The sequence below is a fragment of the Candidatus Didemnitutus sp. genome (genome assembly GCA_019634575.1).
Lineage (GTDB): Bacteria > Verrucomicrobiota > Verrucomicrobiia > Opitutales > Opitutaceae > Didemnitutus.
The window spans coordinates 2,390,828-2,412,194 of the sequence record JAHCAY010000001.1; the positions used below are offsets into that span (position 1 = coordinate 2,390,828).

Annotated in this window: 12 protein-coding genes; 3 read left to right on the top strand and 9 right to left on the bottom strand. The window is 68.0% G+C overall.

The window, feature by feature from the left end; translation table 11 throughout:
* Nucleotide 1 precedes the first annotated feature (1 nt).
* The 7 genes from KF715_10170 to KF715_10200 all read right to left on the bottom strand — a co-directional run bounded on the left by KF715_10170 (nt 2) and on the right by KF715_10200 (nt 13,224).
* Nucleotides 2–3,118 (bottom strand): TonB-dependent receptor, encoded by a 3,117-nt coding sequence (locus KF715_10170; GenBank protein ID MBX3737045.1) that lies wholly within the window; start codon nt 3,116–3,118, stop codon nt 2–4.
* Between the two features lie 79 nt (nt 3,119–3,197).
* Nucleotides 3,198–4,247 (bottom strand): FecR domain-containing protein, encoded by a 1,050-nt coding sequence (locus KF715_10175; protein ID MBX3737046.1) that lies wholly within the window; start codon nt 4,245–4,247, stop codon nt 3,198–3,200.
* Nucleotides 4,244–4,828: a sigma-70 family RNA polymerase sigma factor gene (locus KF715_10180; protein ID MBX3737047.1), complete on the bottom strand. Its 585-nt coding sequence runs from the start codon at nt 4,826–4,828 to the stop codon at nt 4,244–4,246. Before KF715_10180 ends, KF715_10175 begins: the two co-directional genes overlap by 4 nt.
* A gap of 506 nt (nt 4,829–5,334) precedes the next feature.
* On the bottom strand, nt 5,335–8,355 hold the full coding sequence (locus KF715_10185; protein ID MBX3737048.1) for a redoxin domain-containing protein: 3,021 nt from the start codon (nt 8,353–8,355) through the stop codon (nt 5,335–5,337).
* 51 nt (nt 8,356–8,406) lie between these two features.
* Entirely contained in the window at nt 8,407–11,535 is a 3,129-nt protein-coding gene (locus tag KF715_10190) for a TonB-dependent receptor (GenBank protein MBX3737049.1), read from the bottom strand.
* Nucleotides 11,536–11,658: 123 nt separating this feature from the next.
* The gene (locus KF715_10195; protein MBX3737050.1) at nt 11,659–12,693 is read right to left on the bottom strand and encodes a FecR domain-containing protein; all 1,035 of its coding nucleotides are present in this window, start codon (nt 12,691–12,693) and stop codon (nt 11,659–11,661) included.
* 3 nt (nt 12,694–12,696) lie between these two features.
* Complete coding sequence (locus KF715_10200) at nt 12,697–13,224, bottom strand: RNA polymerase sigma factor (GenBank protein ID MBX3737051.1); 528 nt, start codon at nt 13,222–13,224, stop codon at nt 12,697–12,699.
* Nucleotides 13,225–13,470: 246 nt separating this feature from the next.
* On the opposite strand from KF715_10200, the gene KF715_10205 reads away from it, so the two are divergent.
* The 3 genes from KF715_10205 (at nt 13,471) to KF715_10215 (ending at nt 17,466) form a co-directional block, all read left to right on the top strand.
* On the top strand, nt 13,471–14,172 hold the full coding sequence (locus KF715_10205; GenBank protein MBX3737052.1) for a hypothetical protein: 702 nt from the start codon (nt 13,471–13,473) through the stop codon (nt 14,170–14,172).
* Nucleotides 14,173–14,239: 67 nt separating this feature from the next.
* Nucleotides 14,240–15,205: a cysteine synthase family protein gene (locus KF715_10210; GenBank protein MBX3737053.1), complete on the top strand. Its 966-nt coding sequence runs from the start codon at nt 14,240–14,242 to the stop codon at nt 15,203–15,205.
* A gap of 47 nt (nt 15,206–15,252) precedes the next feature.
* Nucleotides 15,253–17,466: a thioredoxin family protein gene (locus KF715_10215; GenBank protein ID MBX3737054.1), complete on the top strand. Its 2,214-nt coding sequence runs from the start codon at nt 15,253–15,255 to the stop codon at nt 17,464–17,466.
* Nucleotides 17,467–17,578: 112 nt separating this feature from the next.
* On the opposite strand, the gene KF715_10220 is transcribed toward KF715_10215, so the two are convergent.
* Complete coding sequence (locus tag KF715_10220) at nt 17,579–19,429, bottom strand: ABC transporter ATP-binding protein (protein MBX3737055.1); 1,851 nt, start codon at nt 19,427–19,429, stop codon at nt 17,579–17,581.
* Nucleotides 19,426–21,303, bottom strand: a complete 1,878-nt coding sequence (locus KF715_10225; GenBank protein ID MBX3737056.1) for an ABC transporter ATP-binding protein — start codon at nt 21,301–21,303, stop codon at nt 19,426–19,428. The genes KF715_10220 and KF715_10225 overlap by 4 nt, the downstream gene beginning before the upstream one ends.
* Nucleotides 21,304–21,367 lie beyond the last annotated feature (64 nt).

Below are 21,367 nucleotides of genomic sequence, written 5' to 3' on the forward strand. Positions count from 1 at the left end.
GTCAGAAGGATTTGGTGGCCTCGAGATACACGAAGCGCTGGCGCGGGTCGTTGAGCAGGCTGTGCCACAGGTTGATGCGCGCGGTGCGGAGCGGCGGCGTGCGATCGAAGACGTTCAAGGCGCCGAGGGTGAGCTTCGTGCCGGCGAGCCAGTCGCGCCAGCCGGTGCGCTCGCCGACGCGCGCGGGGAACGAGTAGCTGAACTGGACGTCGTGCTCGGTGGAGCTGGGGATTTTGTCGCCGTCGGTGCCGGTGCGGGTCGGGCGCGAGGGTTTCGGGGTGTTGGTGTCGCCCTCGTAGGAATGGATGTAGCGCGCGGTCCAGCTGGCGGAGAAGCGGCCGGTGTTGAACCAGACGCGACCGCGACCGCGGAGCTTCACCGGGCCGTCGCCGAGCAGATCGACGTCGCCCGCGCGGTCCTCGAACGGCTGCTCGTCGACCGAACGTTGCTTGAAGTCCAACACGTAGGTGCCTTCGACCGATCCGCCGAAGCTGCGCGTCGAGGAGAGCTCGCGGCGGTAGTCGGCCTTGACGTCCCAGCCGGAGGTGATGAGGCGCGAGAGGTTCACCGGGCGCGCGTCCATCTCGATGATCGGGCCGGGCATGCCGGCGGGATCGCCGGGCAGGCGCGGGCCGCGCACGATGCGGTCGGGCACGTAGGTGACGAGGTCCTGCTCGTTCGGGTAGGTGATGACGTCGCTCTTGTCGTAGCGGTAGTAGGCGACGTTGAGGGTCAGGCCGGGGATTCGGCGCGGCGTGAACACGACGCCGAGGTCCCAGGTCTTGCTGGTTTCCGGCCGCAGGTTCGGATTGCCGCCGACGAGGTAGACCTCGGGTTCGACCGGTTCGTCGCCGCGGAGCGGATCGGTGGCGATGCCGAATGTGATCGGGCCGATGTCCTGCACGGGAGCGTAGAGGTCGGACTGGCGCGGCGGCTGGAAGCCCTCGCTGAAACTGGCGCGCAGCGCGACATCGGGCAGCGGCGCGTATTTGAACGCCACCATCGGCGGCGCGGCGGCGCCGAAATCGTCGTAGCGCTCGAGGCGGATCGCGGCGGAGAAATCGAGCGCCCACAGGCCGGGGCGGCGGTTGCGCTCGGCGATGAGCGGGACCTGGACTTCGCCGTAGGCGGCGATGGCGCGACGGGAGGAGTTGCCGTTGACGTCCTCATCCGCGTAGGCGGAGCCGGGCAGGAGCGCGTAGTCGCCGTAGCGGAGCTGGGTGTCGGACGTCAGGTGCTCGAAGCGCACTTCGAAGCCGAGGGAGAAATTCGTCGGCGCGCCGGCGATTTCCATCAGCTCGCCGTTCACGCGCCAGTTGGTGGCGGCGATCTCGGTGACCTCGTTGCGCGTGTCGAGGCCGCGGAGCTTGGCCAGCTCGGATTCCGCGACGGGCGGCGCGCCACGCAGATCGCGGAAGGGGTTGTAGAAGCCTGCGGCGACGGCCGGGGCGAGCAGCAGGTGATAGGTGGTGGCGTCCGAGTGGGCGTCGTTGCGGTCGCCCGAGAAGTCCACCGCCCAGTTGAGCGGACGCGCGAAGAGCTCGAACTTGCCCTTGAGACCGGTGACGGCGCGCAAGGTGAGTTTGTCGCTCTCGGAGAAGCTGTCGGGCAGGTCGATGGGATCGACGAGCACGGAGATGGATTTGCCGACGAAGCCCGGCGTGACGTTCGTGCGGAAGGGATTCACGGGGGAGTTGGCCCCGAGGTTGATCACCGTGAGCGTGCGATAAGCGCCGACGCTGGTGTCGGCCCAGCGCCAGCTCAGTTCGCTGTAGGACGAGAGTCCGTTCTTGAACATGTGCTCGAGCGAGGCGAAGGCGGCGTAGGATTCGCTCGGCGCCACGAGCTTGGCGCGGCCGATCGAGGGCAGGTCGCGGATCGGCTGGCCGGCGTTGGCGGCGAACGAGGCGGGCGTGAGCCCGACGCCGTTCGAGCCGGCGGGCACGTAGGCCCACGCGGCGGTGGGCGCGCCGGGGATGCCGAGCGGCGGCAGGGCGGGACTGGAAACGGTGACGAGCGGCAGCGGCGATTGGGCGTTGCGGAGGACGTCGCGCAGGTAGGTCGGCGCGCCGGGCGGCACGCGTTCGAGCGCGACTTCCCAATAGCGGCGGTCGCTGAGATGGAGGGCGTTCTTGCGGTTGTATTCGAAGGAGAGATTCAGCGAGGTGCGGCCGTCGTTGAACTGGCGGCCGTGGAAGACGCTGCCGCGGACTTCCTCCGCGCCACCGCGCGCGGCGCCGAGATACAGGCTGGCCTCGGAGCCGGAGAAGCCTTTGCGGAGAATGATGTTGATCACGCCGCCGACGGCGTTGGCGCCGTAGATGGCGGAGCCGGAGGTGGCGAGGATCTCGATGCGATCGACCGCACTGAGCGGGATGCGGCTGACGTCGGCGCCGCCGAACTCGCCGCCGAAGAGACGGCGGCCGTTGATCATCACGAGCGTCTGGCTCTCGCCGAAGCCGCGGAGGTTGATGCCGTCGGAGGAGAACGGAAAACCGCCCGTCTGGCCGAGTTGCACGGCGGCGAGGTTCTGCGAGCCGGTGCCGAAGCTGGTGTTGCTCGGCAGGCTGCGGAAGAACTCCGGCAGGTTGGTCACGCCGGAGCGGTCGATCTCGGCGCGATCGATCACGGTGTAGCGCACGCCCTCGTTCTCGCGGCGGGGCACGACGCCTTGGTTGACGATGCCGGTCTCGCGGATGCCGGTGACCTCGTAGCGGTCGAGCACCACGGCGCCGTCCTTGACCTGCGCCGTCCCGCTGTCAGCCGGACGGCTTGCGTCGTTTTTTTCGTCAGGGGCGGAGCGGTTGACGGTGAGGGCGCCGGTCTGCTCGTCCTGCACGAGCGCGAGGTCGGTGCCGGCGATCATCCGCGCGAGCGCTTCGCGCGCGGTGAACTCGCCGCGCACGGGCTTGGTCGCGACGCCGCGCACCTTGTTGACGAGGAAGACGACCTGCTCGCCGGATTGCTCGGCGAATTGCCGGAGCGTGGCCGCGGCGTCGCCGGCGGGGACGTCGAAGTTCTTCCGGACCGGCTCGGCGGCGGACAGGCCGACGGCGAACAGGAGCACGAGGAGGAAGCCGGCGAACCGGCGCAACGCGAAGAGATGACGAGGTGACATGGTGAGCCGGAAGGGCCGGCCACTTGTTGTGACGAACCGAAAACGAAAGCGGGCTACGACGCCGCTGAAATTTTCCGTGTCAGCGGGCACGCCGAATCACGATCCGATCGGGGCCGGCGCGCACGGCGACCATCTCGCCGCTGCTGGTGAGCAAGCGCACGAACGCCTCGACATCCTCCGCCCGGAACGTCGCCTCCACCGGCAACGCCGCGAGGTCGGCGTCGCCGAGCTCGATCTGGACGCGGTTGCGGGCGTTGAACTGGCGCACCACCTCGGCGAGCGGCGCCTCGAGAAAGCGCAGGCGGGGCTCGCGCCAAGACAACTCCGCGCGCACGACCGCCGGCGAGACATTCTCCACGGCCGGCGCGGTCGCGGCGGCGGCGGCGACGGTCGGCACGCTCACGCGTTGTCCGATGCCGATTTCGGGAAGCGGTTCGCGCGCGAGCGGCAGCGTCGCGGGCGGATCGACGTGCACGCGACCCTCGGTCACGAGCACCTGCACGCAATCGGCCTTCAAGCGGACGTTGAAGGCCGTGCCGACGGCGCGCACCGCCACGCCGTCGGCCTGGACGATGAAGGGGCGGGCGGGATTCTTCGTGACCTGGAATGCGGCCTCGCCGCGCACGAGCGCGACGCGGCGCTCGCCGGCGGTGAATTGCTCGCGGATCTCGGTGTTGGCGTTGAGGTCGACGATGGAGCCGTCGGGCAGCGTCATGCGCTGGTAGCCGCCGACGGTGGTGGCGTAGTGCGCGTGCGACTCGGCGGCGGAGGGCGCGGCCGAGCGAAGCCAGAACCACGCTCCGCCGAGCGTGAGGCACGCCGCCAGCGCCGCAGTGGCAGCGAGCGCACGGAAAGGCAGGACGCGGGCGCCCGCCGCGCGGGCGAGCAGATCGCGATCCGGATGCATCCGCGCCTCGGGCCGGTATTCGCGCAACCCCTGCAACGAGGCCCACGCGCGCTCGAGCCGCTGCACGGCCTGTTCATGCCGCGGATCGGCCGCGCGCCACGCAGCGAAAGCAGCGGCATCGGCGGCGGACAAACCGCCGTCGCGCTCAGCCAGCCAGGCGGCGGCGGTGGCTTCGACGGCCTCGTCGCGAGGAAAAGCGGTGGGGTCGGACGGGGCGCTCACGATTTGTTCTCCTCCGCCGCGAGGCGCGCGGTCGCGATGCCGCGCGCGGCGAAATAGTCGGCACAGCGGCGCATGCCTTTGGCGAGCTGCGCCTTCACGGTGTGCTCGGAGACGCGGAGCTCGGCGGCGATTTCCTTGTGCGAAAGGCCGTAGAGCAGACGCAACGTCATCGCCTGCCGGCAACGGTCCGGCAGCGTCCGCACCGCCTCGGCGAGCAATTCGAGTTCCTGTTGCCGACCGAGGGCATCGACGATGCCGGGCGTGTCTTCCACCACCGGCAGCGCCGCGACGTCGGCGACCGATTCGATCGTGACGACCTCGCGCCGCCGGAAGAGATCGAGCGCGAAGTTGCGCGCGGTGGTGAAGAGATAGGCCTTGGCGTAGCCGACCTTGCCCGCCTGACGCGCGCGAATGAGCCGCAGATACGACTCCTGCACGACGTCGTCCACGTCGGGCAAAAAGGGAAACTTCCCGCGCAGCCACGCCCGCAGCGAGGGCTCATGCGGCTGCACATCGCGCGCAAACCAGCCGGCGTCGACTGACGCGGGCGAGGACGGCGGCTTGAAGGACTCGGCGGACATGCGGGAGGAAGGAATCTGCGCGAAAGGCGGGGGCGGAGACAAACAGCGATGTTGTGCCGTCACTTGGTTTGACGAACGTCCCGCCGAAACGGGCTACGTCACCACGGAAAAATCAGAAACCCGCCGCTGCTAGGCAGACGGCGGGCTTCAACACACACATACAACGGCGACACCATAGCAGGCCCGCGCGACACGCTCCATGGGCCTTTCGGTCCATAACGTGTCATGCGGGCCGGGCACTGCTCCGTCACGCAAGTGTGTTTGCAAGGTAGCCCGCGACCTCCGGGCGCGGGTGCTTGGGACCCGTCCTCGGAGAGGCCGGGCTACCTCGCGTTCTCCGAGTGAAAACAAGGACCTGACGGCGTCGTGCGGAAGGCTATCCGAAAACTAGGCGCCCCCGTAGGCAGCGACCTTGGTCGCGCCCAGAGCGCGCCGCGCGCGTGCCAGCACGCGGCCTACCGCTTCGGCTAAGCGCGTTTTCGAATCGCCCTTAGCCGTTCGGCGAATCAGCCGCGGCGCTTGAGATCGGCGGCGCCTTTGGCGACGAGAGCGGGGTCGACGTTGACGCCGGCTTTCGAGAGCGCGGCCTCGAGGATGGCCTCGCCCGCCAGGTAGCCGATCACGATGTCGACGATCTTGCCGTCGCGACCGATGACGAACTGGCAGGGAATGCCGCCGACGCCGTAGCGGGCGCGCGACACGCGCTCGGGCTTCCGCTCGGCGGCGTCGTGCGTCCAAACCATGTCGGGATATTTCGCCTGGTTGGCCTTCACCCATTGTTCGAACTTGGCGCGGGTGTCGCTCGTGCAGTTCGCGAGGACGACGACGCCCTGGTCCTTGTAGTGCGCGGCGACTTCCTGGGTGTGCGGCATCGAGGCCATGCACGGCCCGCACCAGGTGGCCCAGAAGTCGAGGACGACGACCTTGCCGCGGTAGTCCGAGAGCTTCACGTCTTTGCCATCCACGGTCTGCGAAACGAAGTCCGGCGCGGTCGCGCCGATCTTGAGCATCTCGACGCGCGGCTCGGGCTTGGGCGTCGCGGCGGCGACGTCGGCGGCGGTCCAGACTTTCGACGGCATGTCGGCGGCGGCGAGTTTCACGCCGGCGCGGAGGAGGAGGTTGCCGATGGTCTCGGCGTAGCGCGGGCCGAAGCCGGCGCTCCAGCCGGCGAGTTTGCCGGAGGCGTCGAAGACGATGGTCGTCGGGACGGGTGTCATGACGCCGGCAAGTTTGTGCGTGAAGATCTTCGCGTAATGCTCGGACGACACCTTGCGGAAAGCCGCGCGCTCGTCGTCGGTGAGTTCGCCCATGTCCTTCGCGGGGCGCGGGGCGGCGCCGGCGGGATCGGCGACGAGTTCGCCGGAGAATTTCGCGGCGTTTTCCGTCTGCCATTGGCGCACGGCATCGAGGTCCGCGTAACCGCCGACGCCGATGAACTTCACCGCGGGATACTTCTCGCCCCACGCTTTCCAGGCGGCGAGGAACTGGTCGCCCGGACCATGCCCGCCGCTCCAGACACCGACAACCGTCATGTGTCCTTGGAGCAATCCCGTCAACGGCGCGCGCGTGCCGTCGAGGCGGAGCACCTCGACGTCGGGGGCGGCCGCACCCATCGCGAGCTGACCGAGATTTTCGTGGAACGGCGGCGGCGGATTCTTCTCCGCGTCCGCGGCGGCGGCAGCGCGGGCTTTTTCCTCCTCGGCGGACTTGGCGAGCTGTTCCTTGCCTTTGGCGACGATCGCGTCGTCGACCTTCACGCCGAGCGTGGCGAGCGTGGCTTCGGCGCGGGCGTCGTCCTCGCCGCCGTTGCCGAGGATCGTGACGGCGATCTTGCCGTCGCGTCCGATGATGAACTGCGTGGGAATGCCGACGACGTGGTAGAGCTTGCTCGACGCGCGCTCCTCGAAGGTGGCGCTGCCCTGCTCGTTTGGGTCGAAGAAGAACTGCAGGTCGGGATACTTCGGCTGGTTCTTGGGAATCCAGGTCTTGAAGTTCGCGATCTTGTCGCTGGTGCCGGAGGCGACGACTACGACGCCCTGATCCTTGTATTTCGCGGCGAGTTTCTGCGTGTGCGGGAACGAGCCGATGCACGGTCCGCACCACGTGGCCCAGAAGTCGAGGACGACGATCTTGTCCTTGAAGTCGGACAATTTCACGGTGCGTCCGTCGACGGCCTGCATCGGGAAATCCGGCGCGAGCGCGCCGGCACCGAGCGTCGCGGGGCGTTTCATCGCGAGCGCGGGCTCGGAGGGTTTAGCCTGGATCGTGGCCGCAGCCACCATGCCGGGCGCGGCGCTCTTGACGGCGGGCAGCAGCATGCCACCGGCCATCGGCGCGGCAGCGGGCGGATTGGCGCGCGCGGCGGCGAGGGCTTGTTCGATGAGGGCCTTGTCGGGATCGGTGAGCTTCACATCGGCGCGCTGGAGGATTTCGCGCAGCCAGCCGCTGACGCGCGGACCCATGCCGATGATGCCGCCGACGAGTTTGCCGTCGGGGCCGACCACGCAATACGCGGGATACATGCCGGCGCCAAAGATCATGTAGGAGATCGCTTCCATCATCGCCTTGCCGGCCGGGTCCCACGACACGGTAAAGCCGGGCGCGGCGGTTCCCTTCGCCCATTTTTCGAACTCGGCGCGTTCGGTCGTCGTGCTGATCGCCCAGACGGCGAGGCCTTGCGACTGATACGCCGCGGCGATCTTGGCGACGTCGTCGGGCGGCGTCCGTGCTCCGGTCCAGAAATTGATGAACACGGTCTTCCCGCGAAAATCGGAGAGCTTCACGGTCTTGCCGTTGACGTCGGTGGTGGAGAAATCCGGCACGGTCTCGCCGGCGGCCATGTTGGCGAAGCGCAGCGTGGGATTCGCGGCGACGGGCATCGCGGCGGTCTTGGCGAGCATCGGGATCGACTTCGGGCGACCGGTCTCCTCGGGCGGCAGGCCGCTGAGGTCGACGGGGAGGCCGCCCTTGGCGAGGAGGCGCAGGACGTGCGGGTTGACGGTCGGGCCGCCGCCGCCGGTGGTGCCGATGAGACGGCCGTCCTTGCCGATGAGGAAGAGCGTCGGGAAACCGGAGACGCCATACTGCGTGTTGAAGACGGAATTCGCCCAGTTGTCCTTGCCCGCCGGATCGTGCGCGGTGCGGAACTTGTATTTGTCGCCGTTGCGTTTGACCCAGCCGTCGTAGTTGGCGCGCGAGTCGTCGGTGCAGACGGCGAGGACGACGAGGTCGTTCGCGGCGTATTTCTCGGCGAACTCGCTGTTGTGCGGCATCGAGGCGACGCAGGGGCCGCACCACGTCGCCCAGATGTCGACGAGCACGAGCTTGCCGCGGAAGTCGGAGAGTTTGACCTCCTTGCCGTCGGGGCCGACGACGGTGAAGTCGGGCGCGAGCTCGCCGGGTTTCGGGCCGGTGCGCAGGGACGGAGCGGAGGAGGCGACGGTGCCGGTGTCCGTCGCCGGCTCCTCGGCGAGGAGGGCGAGCGGGACGGCGACGAGACCGAGGAACAGCAGAACGAGTTTCTTCATGGGAAAAGGAGGCCCGCGGCGCGGGAGGCCGCGGGCCGGAAGGGGGATGATTTAGAACGGATAGACGAAAGAGAGCTCGTAGCTGCGGCCGAGCACCCACTGGCTGTGGAGCGAGCCGTTGTAGCCATACATGTTGTCCGCGAACGGCGGCTCCTTGTCGAAGACGTTGCTGACGCCGACCTGCACGCGGAGATTTTTGCCGCGGCCGCGCCAGACGCCGTTCTTGAACTCATAGCCGCCGCGGAGGTCGAGCTTCCAGACGGACGGATAGGTGCTCGAGACGATCGCGGTGTTGTTCGTCCAGATGTTGCCGCCGGAGTTCGTATTGAAGCCGCTGAGGTAGGTGCCGAACGCCGCGGCGCTCCACGAACCGCGATTCCAGAAGAGCGAAGTGATGAAGTTCCAGTCCGGCGGACTGTAGGTGTCGCCGTTGTCGTCGGCGAGCGGCACGCCCGGGCGCAGATTGCGCTCGGCGGCGAGGACGTGCGAAGCGTTGGCGGACACGCGCCAGCGGCCGAGCTGCTCCCACGGGAGCGTGTAGTCCACGACGAAGTCGAGGCTCTCGTTGCGCACGTCGCCGAAGTTCGCGTAGGTGATGTCGACGGTCGAGATGCGGCCGGGCAACGCATCGGTCGACGCGGCGCGCACGATGCGGCCGGGGAAGAGCGCCTCGTTGCTGACGAGCATCTGCGCCGTCGGCACTTGGATGACGTCCTGTTGCACGGTGCGGTAATAGTTCACTTGCAGACTCAGGCCCTTGGCGAAGGTCGGCTCGTAGACCAAGCCGTAGAACGTGGTGCTCGAGGACTCCGGCTTGACGCCGGCATTCGAGCCGCGGGTGACGGTCACGCTGTAGGTCTCGTTGCGCCGCGGATCGATGATGCCGCTCGCCGTGCCGGATGAAGTCGCGGTTTGGTATTCGGTGAGCGCCGGCGCGCGGAAGCCTTCCGAATAGCTGGCGCGAATCAGCAAGGATTGGACGGGCGCCCAGGACGCGCCGAATTTCGGCACGGTGGTGTGACCCGCTGAGCCTTGATCCTCGTAGCGAGCGGAGACGTTGAGATCGAGACGGCGGAGCAGCGCCACGGCGTTGGGTTTGCCGAAGAGAGGAATGTTCAGTTCGGAGAAGCCCGCGAAGCTCTCGCGCGCTCCGGCAACCATGTTGGTGGTGACGACCGGCGTCACGGCGATCGAGTAGCCGGTGGAGGTGCTGTCGTTCTCGAAGCGGCTGTAGGTGCCGCCAACCGCGAGCTGCACGGGGCCGCCCCAGATGTCGAAGAGCGTGCCGTCCGCCGTGAAGTCGGCAGTGGTGCCGTTGCTGCCGCTCGCGACGCTCGGGTAGATCGCCATGCGCTCGTAGATCGCGGCCTGAGTCACCCCGGCGACGCGCGCATCGATGAAAGGATTCAGGCGCAGCGACGGGTCGGGATTGTTGAGTGCAGCCGTGATGGCGGCGCCGTTGAAATTGCGTGTGAGCTGGAAGACGTCCTGCTCCTGGTAGTTCACGCCCGCGTCCCAGCGCCAGGTCTTGCCGATGGAGCCAGTGGCGCCGACGAGGAAGTTGTGCGCCTGCGTGTGCACGCGCTGCCAGATGGAACCGAATTCCGGATGCATCAGGCCGACCGCGATGTCCTGGCCGAAGGGATTGTAGGCCGCGGGCACGACGCTGGAGAAATTGCCGAAGCCGGACGACGTCGCGGCGCCCGTCACGCCAGGCTGCGTGTCGGTCTTGCTGCGCGTATCGCTGAACGAATAACGCGCGTAGAGTTCGACCCGGTCATTGACGGTGTAGTTGAAGTTGCCTCCGACGCTGTAGCGCTCGCTCGCGGGAATGAGATCGTCGAACGCCGCCGTGCTGCCCTTCTGCAGGCCGGAAGCGGTCGTCGCGGTGACGCCGACGAAGTCGGCCAGCGTGGGCGTGCCGGTGACGCCACTGCGCAAGATCGCGTAACGTGTGGGGTTGCCGCTGGGATCGGTGATCCCGGCGAGCGTGCCGATGCGCGCCATGATCGCAGCGGGGTAGCCCCAGTTGAGCCGGCGATCGCGGCCGTAGACGGGCGCGCCAGTGGCATCGTAGCCCGCGATGATGGCGCGATGGTCCTGATTCTTGGAGAAACTGCGCTGGCTGGCCTTGAGCGCGGCGCGATCGTAGTAGCTGACGTTCACCGTGCCGCGAAGCTTGCCGGCGGTGAAACCTGAGGTGAGCGAGACCGAGCGCTCGCGGCCGCCGCCGTGCTCGGACGCCTTTACCGTGCCGGTGAGTTCATTGCCGCGCCAATCCTTCTTCAACACGATGTTGATCACGCCGGCCACGGCGTCGGCGCCGTAGAGGGAGGAAGCGCCGTCCGTGATCAGTTCGATGTGGTCGACCATCCCGAGCGGGATGGTGTTGAGATCGACGAAGCCCTGTTGCGTCGCGCTGCCGCGATTGCCGGCGCCGGATTGCAGTGCACGGCGACCGTCGACCAGCACGAGGGTGGAGCCGGAGCCAAGGCCGCGAAGGCTGATGCCGGAAACACCAGTCTGACCGAGCGGCGTATCGAAGTTGTTCGTGATGAAATTCCAGCTTGGACTGGAACTCTCGGTGAAAAGACCGGACTCGGGATTGAGTTCGTTCGGCGCACTCGCGCGGCCGGACGGAACGCCGGTGTAGTTTTGCGGGAGCGTCTTCAGGAAATCCGCGAGCGTCAGCGCTCCGCTGGAGCGGATGTAGTCGAGATTGTAGACATTCACCGGGGTCGGCCCTTCGGCGTCCGTCTGGCGGATGCGGGAGCCGAGGACGCGGTAGTCCTGAAGCTTCACGGCCGGCTGCAAATCCTGCGGCGTGACGCGCGACGGCGCTTTGTCGCCGGCGCGACGCAGGCCGAGCGCGCCGGTGCTGGCGTCCTGCACCACAACGAGGTCCGTGCCAGCGACGAGCTGCTCGAGCGCGGCGCGGGCGGTGAGCTCGCCTTGCACGGCGTTGGTGCGCACCCCGCGAATCACCTCCGCGGGGTAGACGATTTGCTCGCCGGATTGCTCGGTGAAGGCCGCCAGCGTCGCCGACGCGGCACCGGCGGAGATGGAATAGGTTTTCTTGGTCGGCTCGGCGGAGGCGCCCAGCGTCAGCATCGTCAACGCGACGAGAACGGCGGCGCCGCGAAGTCGGCGCGACCGGAGTAGCGAACTCAGTGTGTTCATGGTGTGTGAGAGGTGACCGGGGGAGGTGGAAAGAGGGGCACCCGGACAAGGAGGACGACGACCCGCGGCGGCGTTTCCATTATCGCCGCGCGTGAATTCCGCACGGCGCAACCCCGTTATGACTCAGCGCGGCGGCGCCGCGCGCAGGACGTAGCGACCGTCCTCGTAGTCGGCGTGAACACCCGAGGTGAGCTCGAGCAGGCGCACGAAGGCGTCGGCGTTGTCCGCGCGAAATTTACCGCCGAGCGGGAGCTTCGCGATGCGGCGGTCGGCGACCACGATGCGCGTCTCCTGGTTGTAGCGGTTGAATTCGCGCACGGCCTCGTCGAGCGGCGTGTCCTTGAATTTCAGGCGCATGCCCTGCCATGAGAGCGTCGACTCGATCTCGTCGGAGGTGGCCTCGACCACTTCGGGCGCGAGCGGCGTGGGCACGGCGGCGTCGACGCTCGTGCGTTCGCGCGCGCCGACCATGGCGGCGTTGAGCGCGCCTTGCAGGTCGGGCTCGTCGGGCTTCGGCGGATCGATGCGGACCTTGCCTTCGGTGACGAGGACGTCGACCGCGCTGCCGTTGAGGCGGACGTTGAAAACGGTGCCGACCGCGCGCACGCGCACGCCGCCGGCGGTGACGATGAACGGGCGGTCGGGATTCTTCGCGACGGTGAAATAGGCTTCGCCGCGCACGAGTTTGATGCGGCGCTCGGTCGCGGTGTAATCGACGGCGATCTCGGCGTCCTTGTTCAGCTCGACGACCGAGCCGTCGGCCAGCGTGCGCAGCTCCGACGAGCGGACGACGCTCACGGTCTTCGACGCCGCGTCGAACGGCCGCACGAGCACGAACGCGAACGCGACTGCCGCCGCCACCGCGAGCGCGGCGCCGGCCCAGCGCCAGAAACGGCGGCGCGGCACGGCCAACAGGTCGGGATTCGGCTTCTGGCTGTGCTCGGGTTTCCACTCGGCCAGCGCGTCGAGGGCGCTCCAGGCTTTTTCGAGCCGGGCGACGGCGGCGACGTGCTGCTCGTCCTCGCACAGCCATTGCAGATAGGCGTCCTGCTCGGCCGGCGTGAAGCCGCGATCGCGCTGCGCGAGCCAAGTCGAGGCGGCGGCCACGACGGCTTCAGGCAGGGGCGAAGGGGTGGGATTTTCAGCAGGCGAACGCATGACTCAGGGCAGACCGTGGCGGGCGAGAAATTCCGTGCAGCGGCGCATGCCATTGGCCACCTGCACCTCGACCGTGTGTTCCGAGATGCCGAGCTGTGCCGCGATCTCCTTTTGCGACAAACCGTAGATCTTCCGCAAGGTCAGCACCTGGCGGCAGCGGTCGGGCAGCGATTGGATGGCATGCGTCAAAATTTCGAGTTCCTGGCGGTGGGCGGCGCTTTCGGCGACACCGGGCCCATCGTCGTAGACGGGCGACGCACCAAGTTCCGTTATCGGCTCGAAGGAGACGATCTGGCGGCGGCGCGCCCCATCGATCGCGAGGTGCCGCGCGGTGGTGAAAAGCAACGCGCGGGGCGTGCGCACCTCGCCGCGCGAGCGGGCGCGCAAGACGCGCGCGAAGGATTCCTGCACCAGATCGTCGACATCCGTCAGCGCGGGGAATTGGCTGCGCAACCAAGCCCGCAGCGCAGCCTCGTGCGGCTGCACCTCGGCGGCGAACCAACGCGAAAGCTCCTGTGGATCGTGGCTCAACGGACGGACGAAGTGGCGCGGGGACCCCACTCCGCCGCCGCGGGCGAGTCGAGCCTCGAAACGCACCCGGAAAATTTTCCGCATCCCGGCTAATGGAAACCCGCCGCCCGCTCGTCGTTGCGCCGCGGGGTCGGCACCACGCGATGGCCTGCGCCGTGGCGCAACGCCGGCAAGCGAGCGATTGGCCGAAAGACGGAGCGTTTCGCGCTCGCGGCGCGGGGCGACGGGCGATTCGCTGCGCGTTTCATGTCCGTCTCCGCGACCCACCTCTCGCCGGAGCCGCCGTGGCGGATCGGTCTCGATAGCGCGCGCCGGCTCGTCCTGCCCGGCTTGGTGCTGGTCTCGGCGGCAGCGGCACTGGTCACGAGCTACTATCACGTCGAGCCGGTGCGCGCCGCCTTGGGACGCGTGGCGGCGTTTCGCCTGGAATGCGGCTGGTGGTTCTCGGCCGCGGCGCAGGCGACTTTCGGCGGACTGATTCCGTTTCTTTACCTGCACTTGCACCCGGCGACGCGCGCGGCTCACCCGGCGCGGCACGCCGTGTTCTTCGTGGCGTTCTGGGCCTACAAGGGCATCGAAGTCGACGCGCTCTACCGGTTGCAAGCGGCGGTGTTCGGCGACAGCCCGGCGCTGAGCTGCGTGCTGCCGAAGATGCTGGTCGACCAGCTGCTCTACAACGGCCTCTGGGCCGCGCCGCTCGCCGTGCTCATCTACGCGTGGAAGGATGCCGGGTTCCGCTGGACCGAGCCGCGCGCGGACCTCGGCGCGCCGCGGTGGTATTATCGTCGCGTGCTGCCCGTGATGATCGCCGTGTGGGCGGTGTGGGTGCCGGGCGTGTGCTGCATCTACGCGCTGCCGCTACCGTTGCAGATCCCGGTCAATTCGCTGGTGAACTGCTTCTGGGTGATTTTGTTTTCGCTCATGACCGCGCGCGACCGCGCCGCTTGACTCGACGCGTGGCCCCAACGGCCTATGGTTCGCCGCCGGCCAATGTGTTAGCTTGGCTTCTCGCGCGATGAACTCCCCTGCTCTCTCCGCCCCGACCGCGGCCCTGCCGCCACTGTTCGCCCTCATCGGCCGCACGCCACTCGTGGCCCTGCCTTTCCCGGAAGCCGGCGTGACGCTCCACGCCAAGGCCGAGTTCCTCAACCCGAGCGGCTCGATCAAGGACCGCCTCGCCGCCCACATCATCCTCGACGCCCGCGCGCGCGGCCTGCTCCGACCCGACTCGACCATCCTCGAATGCACGAGCGGCAACACCGGCATCGCACTCGCCATGGTCGGCACCGCGCTCGGCTACCGCGTGAAGATCCTCATGAGCGAAACCGCCTCCGTCGAACGCCGCCATCTCATGCGGCATTTCGGCGCGGAGTTGCAACTCTTCAAGGCCGACCGCGGCTACATCACCGGCATCGAGCTTTCCGAGGAAATGGCCGCGCGCGACTCGCGCATCTTTCTGCCCCGCCAATTCGCCAACCCGCTCAATGCGCAGGACCACGTCGACCACACCGGCCGTGAAATCCTCGCGCAGTTGCCCGGCCGCATCGACGCCTTCGTCAGCGGCTACGGCACCGGCGGCACGCTCAACGGCTGCAGCCGCGCCCTCCGCGCCGCGCACCCGCACCTCAAAGTCGTCGCGATGGAGCCGGCCGAGGCCGCCATGCTCAGCGGCGAGTCGCCCTGCTGCCACAGCATCGAGGGCGTCGCCGGCGGCTACCTGCCGCCGCTGTTGCGGGACGTGCATGTCGACTGGCCGGAAAAAGTCTCGAGCGCCGACGCCCTGGCGATGACGCGCCGGCTCGCGCGCGATTTCGGCTTCCTCGTCGGCACGTCGTCCGGCGCCAACGTCGTCGCCGCGCTGCGCACCGCCCAGAAACTCGGCCCCGGCGCGCAGGTGGTCACCATCCTCTGCGACCGCGCCGAACGCTATTATTCCACGAAACTCTTCGCGGAAACATCCACGCCGACCGTCTCAACGTAGTGTCCCCGTCGGTTGAAATAAACTCCACTTCGCCTACTCTCACCGTGATGACCCTCCGCCGCTTCCTTTCCACCGCGCTCGCCGTGTGCCTCGCGTTCGCCGCCTTCGCCACCGCCGACGCCAAGCCCGTGCGCAACGGCGCCGTGGTCGCCGAACTCGTGTCGCCCGACGCCTCGATCCAGCCCGGCCAGCCGTTCTGGGTCGCGCTGAAGCTCACGCACGACGAGCACTGGCACAGCTACTGGATCAACGCCGGCACCGGCTACCCGACCTCGATCACCTGGACGCTGCCCGCCGGCTTCACCGCCGGCCCGATCGTCTGGCCGACGCCACACACAGTGAAGGACACCGCCGGCAAGATCACCGGCAACGGTTACGAGGGCACGATCTTCCTGTTCGCGCAAATCACTCCGCCAGCAAACCTCGCGCCGGACACCACCGTCTCGCTCAAGGCCGCCGCCGAATGGCTCATGTGCAAGGACTCCTGCATGCCCGGCGACGCCCAAGTCGAACTCACGCGCCCGGTGAAGACCGCGAAGCCCGAGCCGGACATGACGATCGCGCGCGCCTTCAACAACGCCCTCGCCGAAGTGCCCGCCAAGGCCGCCGACTGGGCGTTCACCGCCCAGCGCGACGGCGCAAAGATCACCTTGCGCATCACTCCGCGCGCCGATGGCAACACACACGAATTTTCCGAACTCCACTACTTCGATGAAGCCGGCGTGGTCGACTACGCCGTCCCGCAGACGGTGAAGAAAGACGGCCGCACGTTCGTCCTCGAGATGGCCGCCGCCGCGGATGCCGCCGCCGACGCGCCCGGCCTGAAGGGCGTGCTCACCGCCGCCAACGGCTTCGGCGGCGCCTACGTCTCGCACGGCGCGCTGATCGACGAGCCGTTCGTGGTGAAGGAGCCGATCAAAGCCGCGGCCAAGACCGACACCGCCGTCGCGACCGGCCCGAAATCGGGTGGCAGCTCCACGCCGCCCGCGGGTTCCGGCAGCGCCGCTTCCGCACCCGCATCGCTCGCCGGCACCCTCTTCCTCGCCTTCGTCGGCGGCCTGATCCTGAACCTCATGCCCTGCGTCTTCCCGGTGCTCGGCATCAAGATCATGGGCTTCGTCAACCAGTCCGGCAGCGACAAGCGCAAGGTCGTGCAACACGGCGTCGTGTTCGCGCTCGGCGTGCTCGTGTCCTTCTGGACGCTCGCCGGCGTGCTGCTTGCGCTCCGCTCGGGCGGCGCGCAGCTCGGCTGGGGCTTTCAGCTGCAATCGCCCGCGTTCGTTTTCGGCATGGCGGCGTTCCTCCTGATCTTCGCGCTCAACATGAGCGGCCTCTTCGAGGTCGGCCTCTCCGCCACCGGCGCCGGCGCCAACCTGCAAGCGAAGGACGGCCTCGCCGGCTCGTTCTTCACCGGCGCGCTCGCCACGCTCGTCGCCACGCCGTGCAGCGCGCCGTTCCTCGCGCCCGCGCTCGGCGCCGCGCTCACGCTCTCGGCGATCGAATCGCTCGCCGTGTTCACCGCCATCGCCGTCGGCCTCGCGCTGCCGTATCTGCTGCTCTCGATTTTCCCGCAGGCGATCAAGATCCTCCCCAAGCCCGGCGCGTGGATGGAGACCTTCAAGCAGTTCATGGCTTTCCCGCTCTACGCGACGGTCGGCTGGCTGCTCTGGGTGCTTGCCGGCCAGACCGCGGGCGACGACTACGCGCTGCTCAACATCGCCTTCGGCTTCGTGCTCGTCGCCATGGCCGCGTGGGCCTACGGCCGCTTTGGCCAGACCTACGGCAAGCCGACCCGCCAATTCCTCGGCAAGCTCGCCGCCGTGGTCCTCTTCCTCGGCGGCATGTGGCTCGGCTGGCCGAAGGACGCCTCCGCCGCTCCGGCCGCCGGCGCCGACGGCAAGCCTGCCTACGCCGTCACCTGGGAAAAATGGAGCCCCGAGGCGATCGCCGCCGCGCAGAAGGCCGGCAAGTTCGTCTACGTCGACTTCACCGCCCGCTGGTGCGCCACCTGCCAGACGAACAAGGCCACTATTTTCCACAACGACGACGTGCTCGCCGAATTCGGCAAGAAGAACGTCGTTCTCCTCCGCGGCGACTGGACCAACAAGGACCCGCTCATCACCGCCGAGCTCGCCCGCTGGAACCGCTCCGCCGTGCCGTTCAACCTGATCTACGCGCCGGGCAAGTCGGAGCCGGTCGTGTTGCCGGAGTTGCTCACCCCCTCGATCGTCCTCGGCAAACTCGCCGAAGCCGCGCGCTGAGTCGGACCAAGGCAGGAACAACCACGAATGGACACGTAGAAACACGAATCTTCGCGGGCCAGCGGCTCGGCCCATTCGTGTTCATTCGCGGTTTAATCTGATCGGATCAGTTTCACCCCGCGTCGTCCGTCTGCACGAACTGCGCGTGCAGGTTCGCGTAAACGCCGCCGCGCTGGAGCAGTTCCGCGTGCGTGCCGCGCTCCACGATGCGGCCGCGATCGAGCACGAGGATCAAATCGGCCTGCCGAATCGTGCTGAGCCGGTGCGCCACGATGAAGCTCGTGCGCCCGCGCAGGAGCGTGACGAGCGCCTTTTGCAGGCGCGCCTCCGTCAGCGTGTCGATGGCGCTCGTCGCCTCGTCGAAGATCAGCAAGCGCGGGTCGGCCAGCAAGGCGCGGGCAAAGCACACCAGTTGCCGCTGCCCGAGCGAGAGCGACGCGCCTTTCTCGCCGACCTGCGCATGGATGCCGCCGGGCAGCGCCTCGATCAGGTCGAGGCAATCGAGCCGGCGCAGCGCATCGGTCACTTCGGCGTCCGTCGCCTCGGGCTGACCGAGCCGGATGTTTTCGGCAACCGTGCCGCTGAAGAGGAAATTCTGCTGCTGCACGAGGCCCATCTGTTGATGCAACGAGTGGCTCGTCAGTGTGCGGATCTCGCGCCCGTCGAGGAGCACTTCGCCGGCGGTCGGCAGGTAGAACTTCGCGGCCAGGTTGATGATCGTGCTCTTGCCGCTGCCGGTGTGGCCGACGAGCGCGACCGCCTGCCCGGGCTCGGCGGTGAACGTTAACCCATGCACGACCGGCCGTGCGGGATCGTAGCCGAAGACGACGTCGCGGAATTCCACGCGCAAGCCTGCGCGCTCGCCGCTCGAACGCGGATCCGGCAACGCCACGGCCTCCGGCGCGTCCTCCCAGTCGGGCTTCGCATCGATGAGCCGGAACACGCGCTCTGCGCCGGCCATCGAGACGAGCGCCTGGTTGTATTGGTTGCCGATGATCTGGATCGGAGAGAAGAACTGGTTCGCGAAGAAGAAGAACGTCACGATCGTGTCCATGTCGACCGTGCCGTGCAGCGCACGCCAGCCGCCGAGCAGCAGCAGCGCCGAGATGAAGAACTGCGAATTCAGCTCGAGCAGCGGCGTGAGGATCGCCGAGGTGCGCGCCAGGGCGATGTTGTAGCGCGCGTGGTCGGCGAGCAGGCCGCGGAACAGCCCGGCGTTCGTCTCCTGTCGCGCGAAACCCTGCGTGACGCGGATGCCGTTGACCGACTCCGCCAGCGTCGCCGTCACACGGCTGAAGCTCTCGGACGCCGCGCGGCTGAGCGTGCTCAACTTCGAGCGGAAATGGCGGTTCACGATCCACAGCACCGGCGCCAGGCCGAGCACGACGAGGAACAACCGCCAGTCCGTCCACGCCATGAACGCCGCGGCGAACAGCATCTGCCCGCCCTGCACCATGCTGACGAACAGCACGTCCTGGATGCCGACGCGGACCGCTTCGACGTCCGAGGTCACGCGGCCGATGATGCGCCCGGCCTTCACCCGCGTGAAGAAACTCAACGGCATCGACATCACGCGCCGAAAAATGTCCGCCCGCAGCTGATTCACCACGCCTTCGCCCAGTTCCAGCGCGAACCGCTGCCGGAAGTGGAACATCATGTCGGTGACCACCGCCAGCGCCAGATAACCACCCACGGCCCAGGGCAGTCGCTGCAGTTCGTGTTTCGCGATCACGCCGGCGATGATGAAGGCCATGAGGCGCGTCAACAGCGAGAGCTGGATCGCGCGCGCGACCGTCAGGAACAGCAGCCAGTTCCGCTTGGCGCGCTGCGTGCCGGTATAGGCGAGCAACCGGCGAATGAGCCCCCATTCGAGCGGCTTGAATTGCTCGTCGTTCTCGTCCTCGTCGTCACGGCGGCGCAACACGAGAAAATCGGCGGCCGGCGCGGGTTTCAGCGGTTTCATTTTCCGCCTCCCTTCGCGTCGCCGTCGTGCAACGCGCGCGAGTCGACGAGTTGCAGGTCGGCCACGCGCACATACGGGCCGGGCTGGCGCATCAATTCCTCGTGCGTGCCACGCTGCACGATGCGGCCGTTCTCGAGCACGATGATGAAGTCCGCACGGCGCAGAGTGCTCAAGCGGTGCGCGACGATGAACGTCGTGCGTCCCGCGATGGCGCGGTCGAGCGCGGCGAAGATCTCGTGCTCCGTCTCGGGATCGATCGCGGCCGTCGGGTCGTCGAGCAACAGGATCGCCGGCTCGAGCAGGATGGCGCGCGCGAGTGCGAGGCGCTGGCGCTGGCCGCCGGAGAGCGTGTTGCCGCTCTCGCCGAGCACGGTGTCGTAGCCGTGTGGCAGCGCGCTGATGAAGTCGTGCGCGGAGGCGATGCGCGCCGCGCGCTCGATTTGCTCGCGCGTCGCCTGCGGCTGGCCGAAGGCGATGTTCGCCGCCACGGTGTGGCTGAAGAGAAAGCTCTCCTGGAAAACGAGACCGATGTTGCGCCGCAGTTCCTGCACTTCGAAGCGGCGCACGTCGGTGCCATCGATAGTCACGCGTCCGGCGGTCGGATCGTAGAAACGCGGGAGCAGGCTCATCAGCGCACTCTTGCCCGCGCCGGTCGCGCCGAGGATGGCGACGCATTGGCCGGGCCGCACCTCGAGGTCGATGCCGTGCAGCACGAGGCGGCCGGGCTCGTAGCCGAAGTAGACGCTTTCGAAGCGGACATGACCGCGCACGCGCGCGGGCGTCACGGCATCGGCGGGCGATTTGATTTCCACCGGCGCATCGAGGATCTCGAACACGCGGCGCGCGCCGATGAGGGAGGTCTGCATCGAGTTCACGATGGCGGCGACGTTGTTCACCTGCCCGGAAAACTGTTCGAGCAAACCGGCAAACACGACGAGGCCGGTGCCGAAGGCGAGGTCGCCGCGGATGACGAGCCAGCCGCCGTAGCCGAGGAGCACGGCGATGTTCACGCGGGTGAGAAAGCCGACCGTCGGCGAAAACAGGCTCACACGCCAGAAGATCGCGCGCTGCTGGTTGAGCACGGCGTCGTTGCGCCGCAGGAAATCCGCGCGGTTCTCCGCCTCGCGGCCGAAGGCCTTCACCACCGGCGCGCCCTGCACGCTCTCGGCGAGCGCGCGCACCATGTCGTCGGCGAGGTCGCGGTTCTTCGCGTAGAGCGGCAGCATGCGGCGCGTGAAGACGGCCGAGAGTGTCCAGAGCAGCGGCGTGGTCGCGAGGCAGGCGAGCGTGAGCCCGGGTGCGAGGTTCGCCATGTAGACGATGTAGACGCCGAGCGACACGAGCATGATCACGCTCTGCACGAGCACCTGGTCGAGGAACATGCGCACGGCCTGCACGTCGCCGGTCACGCGGTTGATGATCGAGCCGGTGGAATTCTCGTCGAAGAAACGGAAGCTCAGCTGCTGGAGTTTGTCGTAGACGCGGCCGCGCAGCCACGGGACGATTTCCTGCTGCGTGAGGTGATTCACGCGGAGCGCGTAGGTGTAGTTGAGCAACGAGCGGACACCGGCGAGCGCGAGGATCGCGCCCGCGATGAGCGCGAGCACCGCCATCGGTTCCCAGGCCGGCAGCGCGAACCCGAACGGCAAACGCGGCACCGGCGTGCCTTGGAGCACATGGCGGATATAGTCGATGCCGACGCCGGTGAGACTGAGGCCTGAGACGCCGAGCGTGAGCAACACGAGCTGGATCGCGATCACGCCCAGCCACGGCGCCCGATAGCGCCACGCGAGGCCGAACAGCCGCCGCACGATCCGTCCGCTGCTCAGCGAGGGACCGAGCGTCGGCGGCGTTGATTCGGCGGACGGAGGCATGGCGTGGGCCAGTCAGCCTTGCCACGCCGCCGCCGGGCGCAAACGCGGAGTGCGTTCTGTCCGC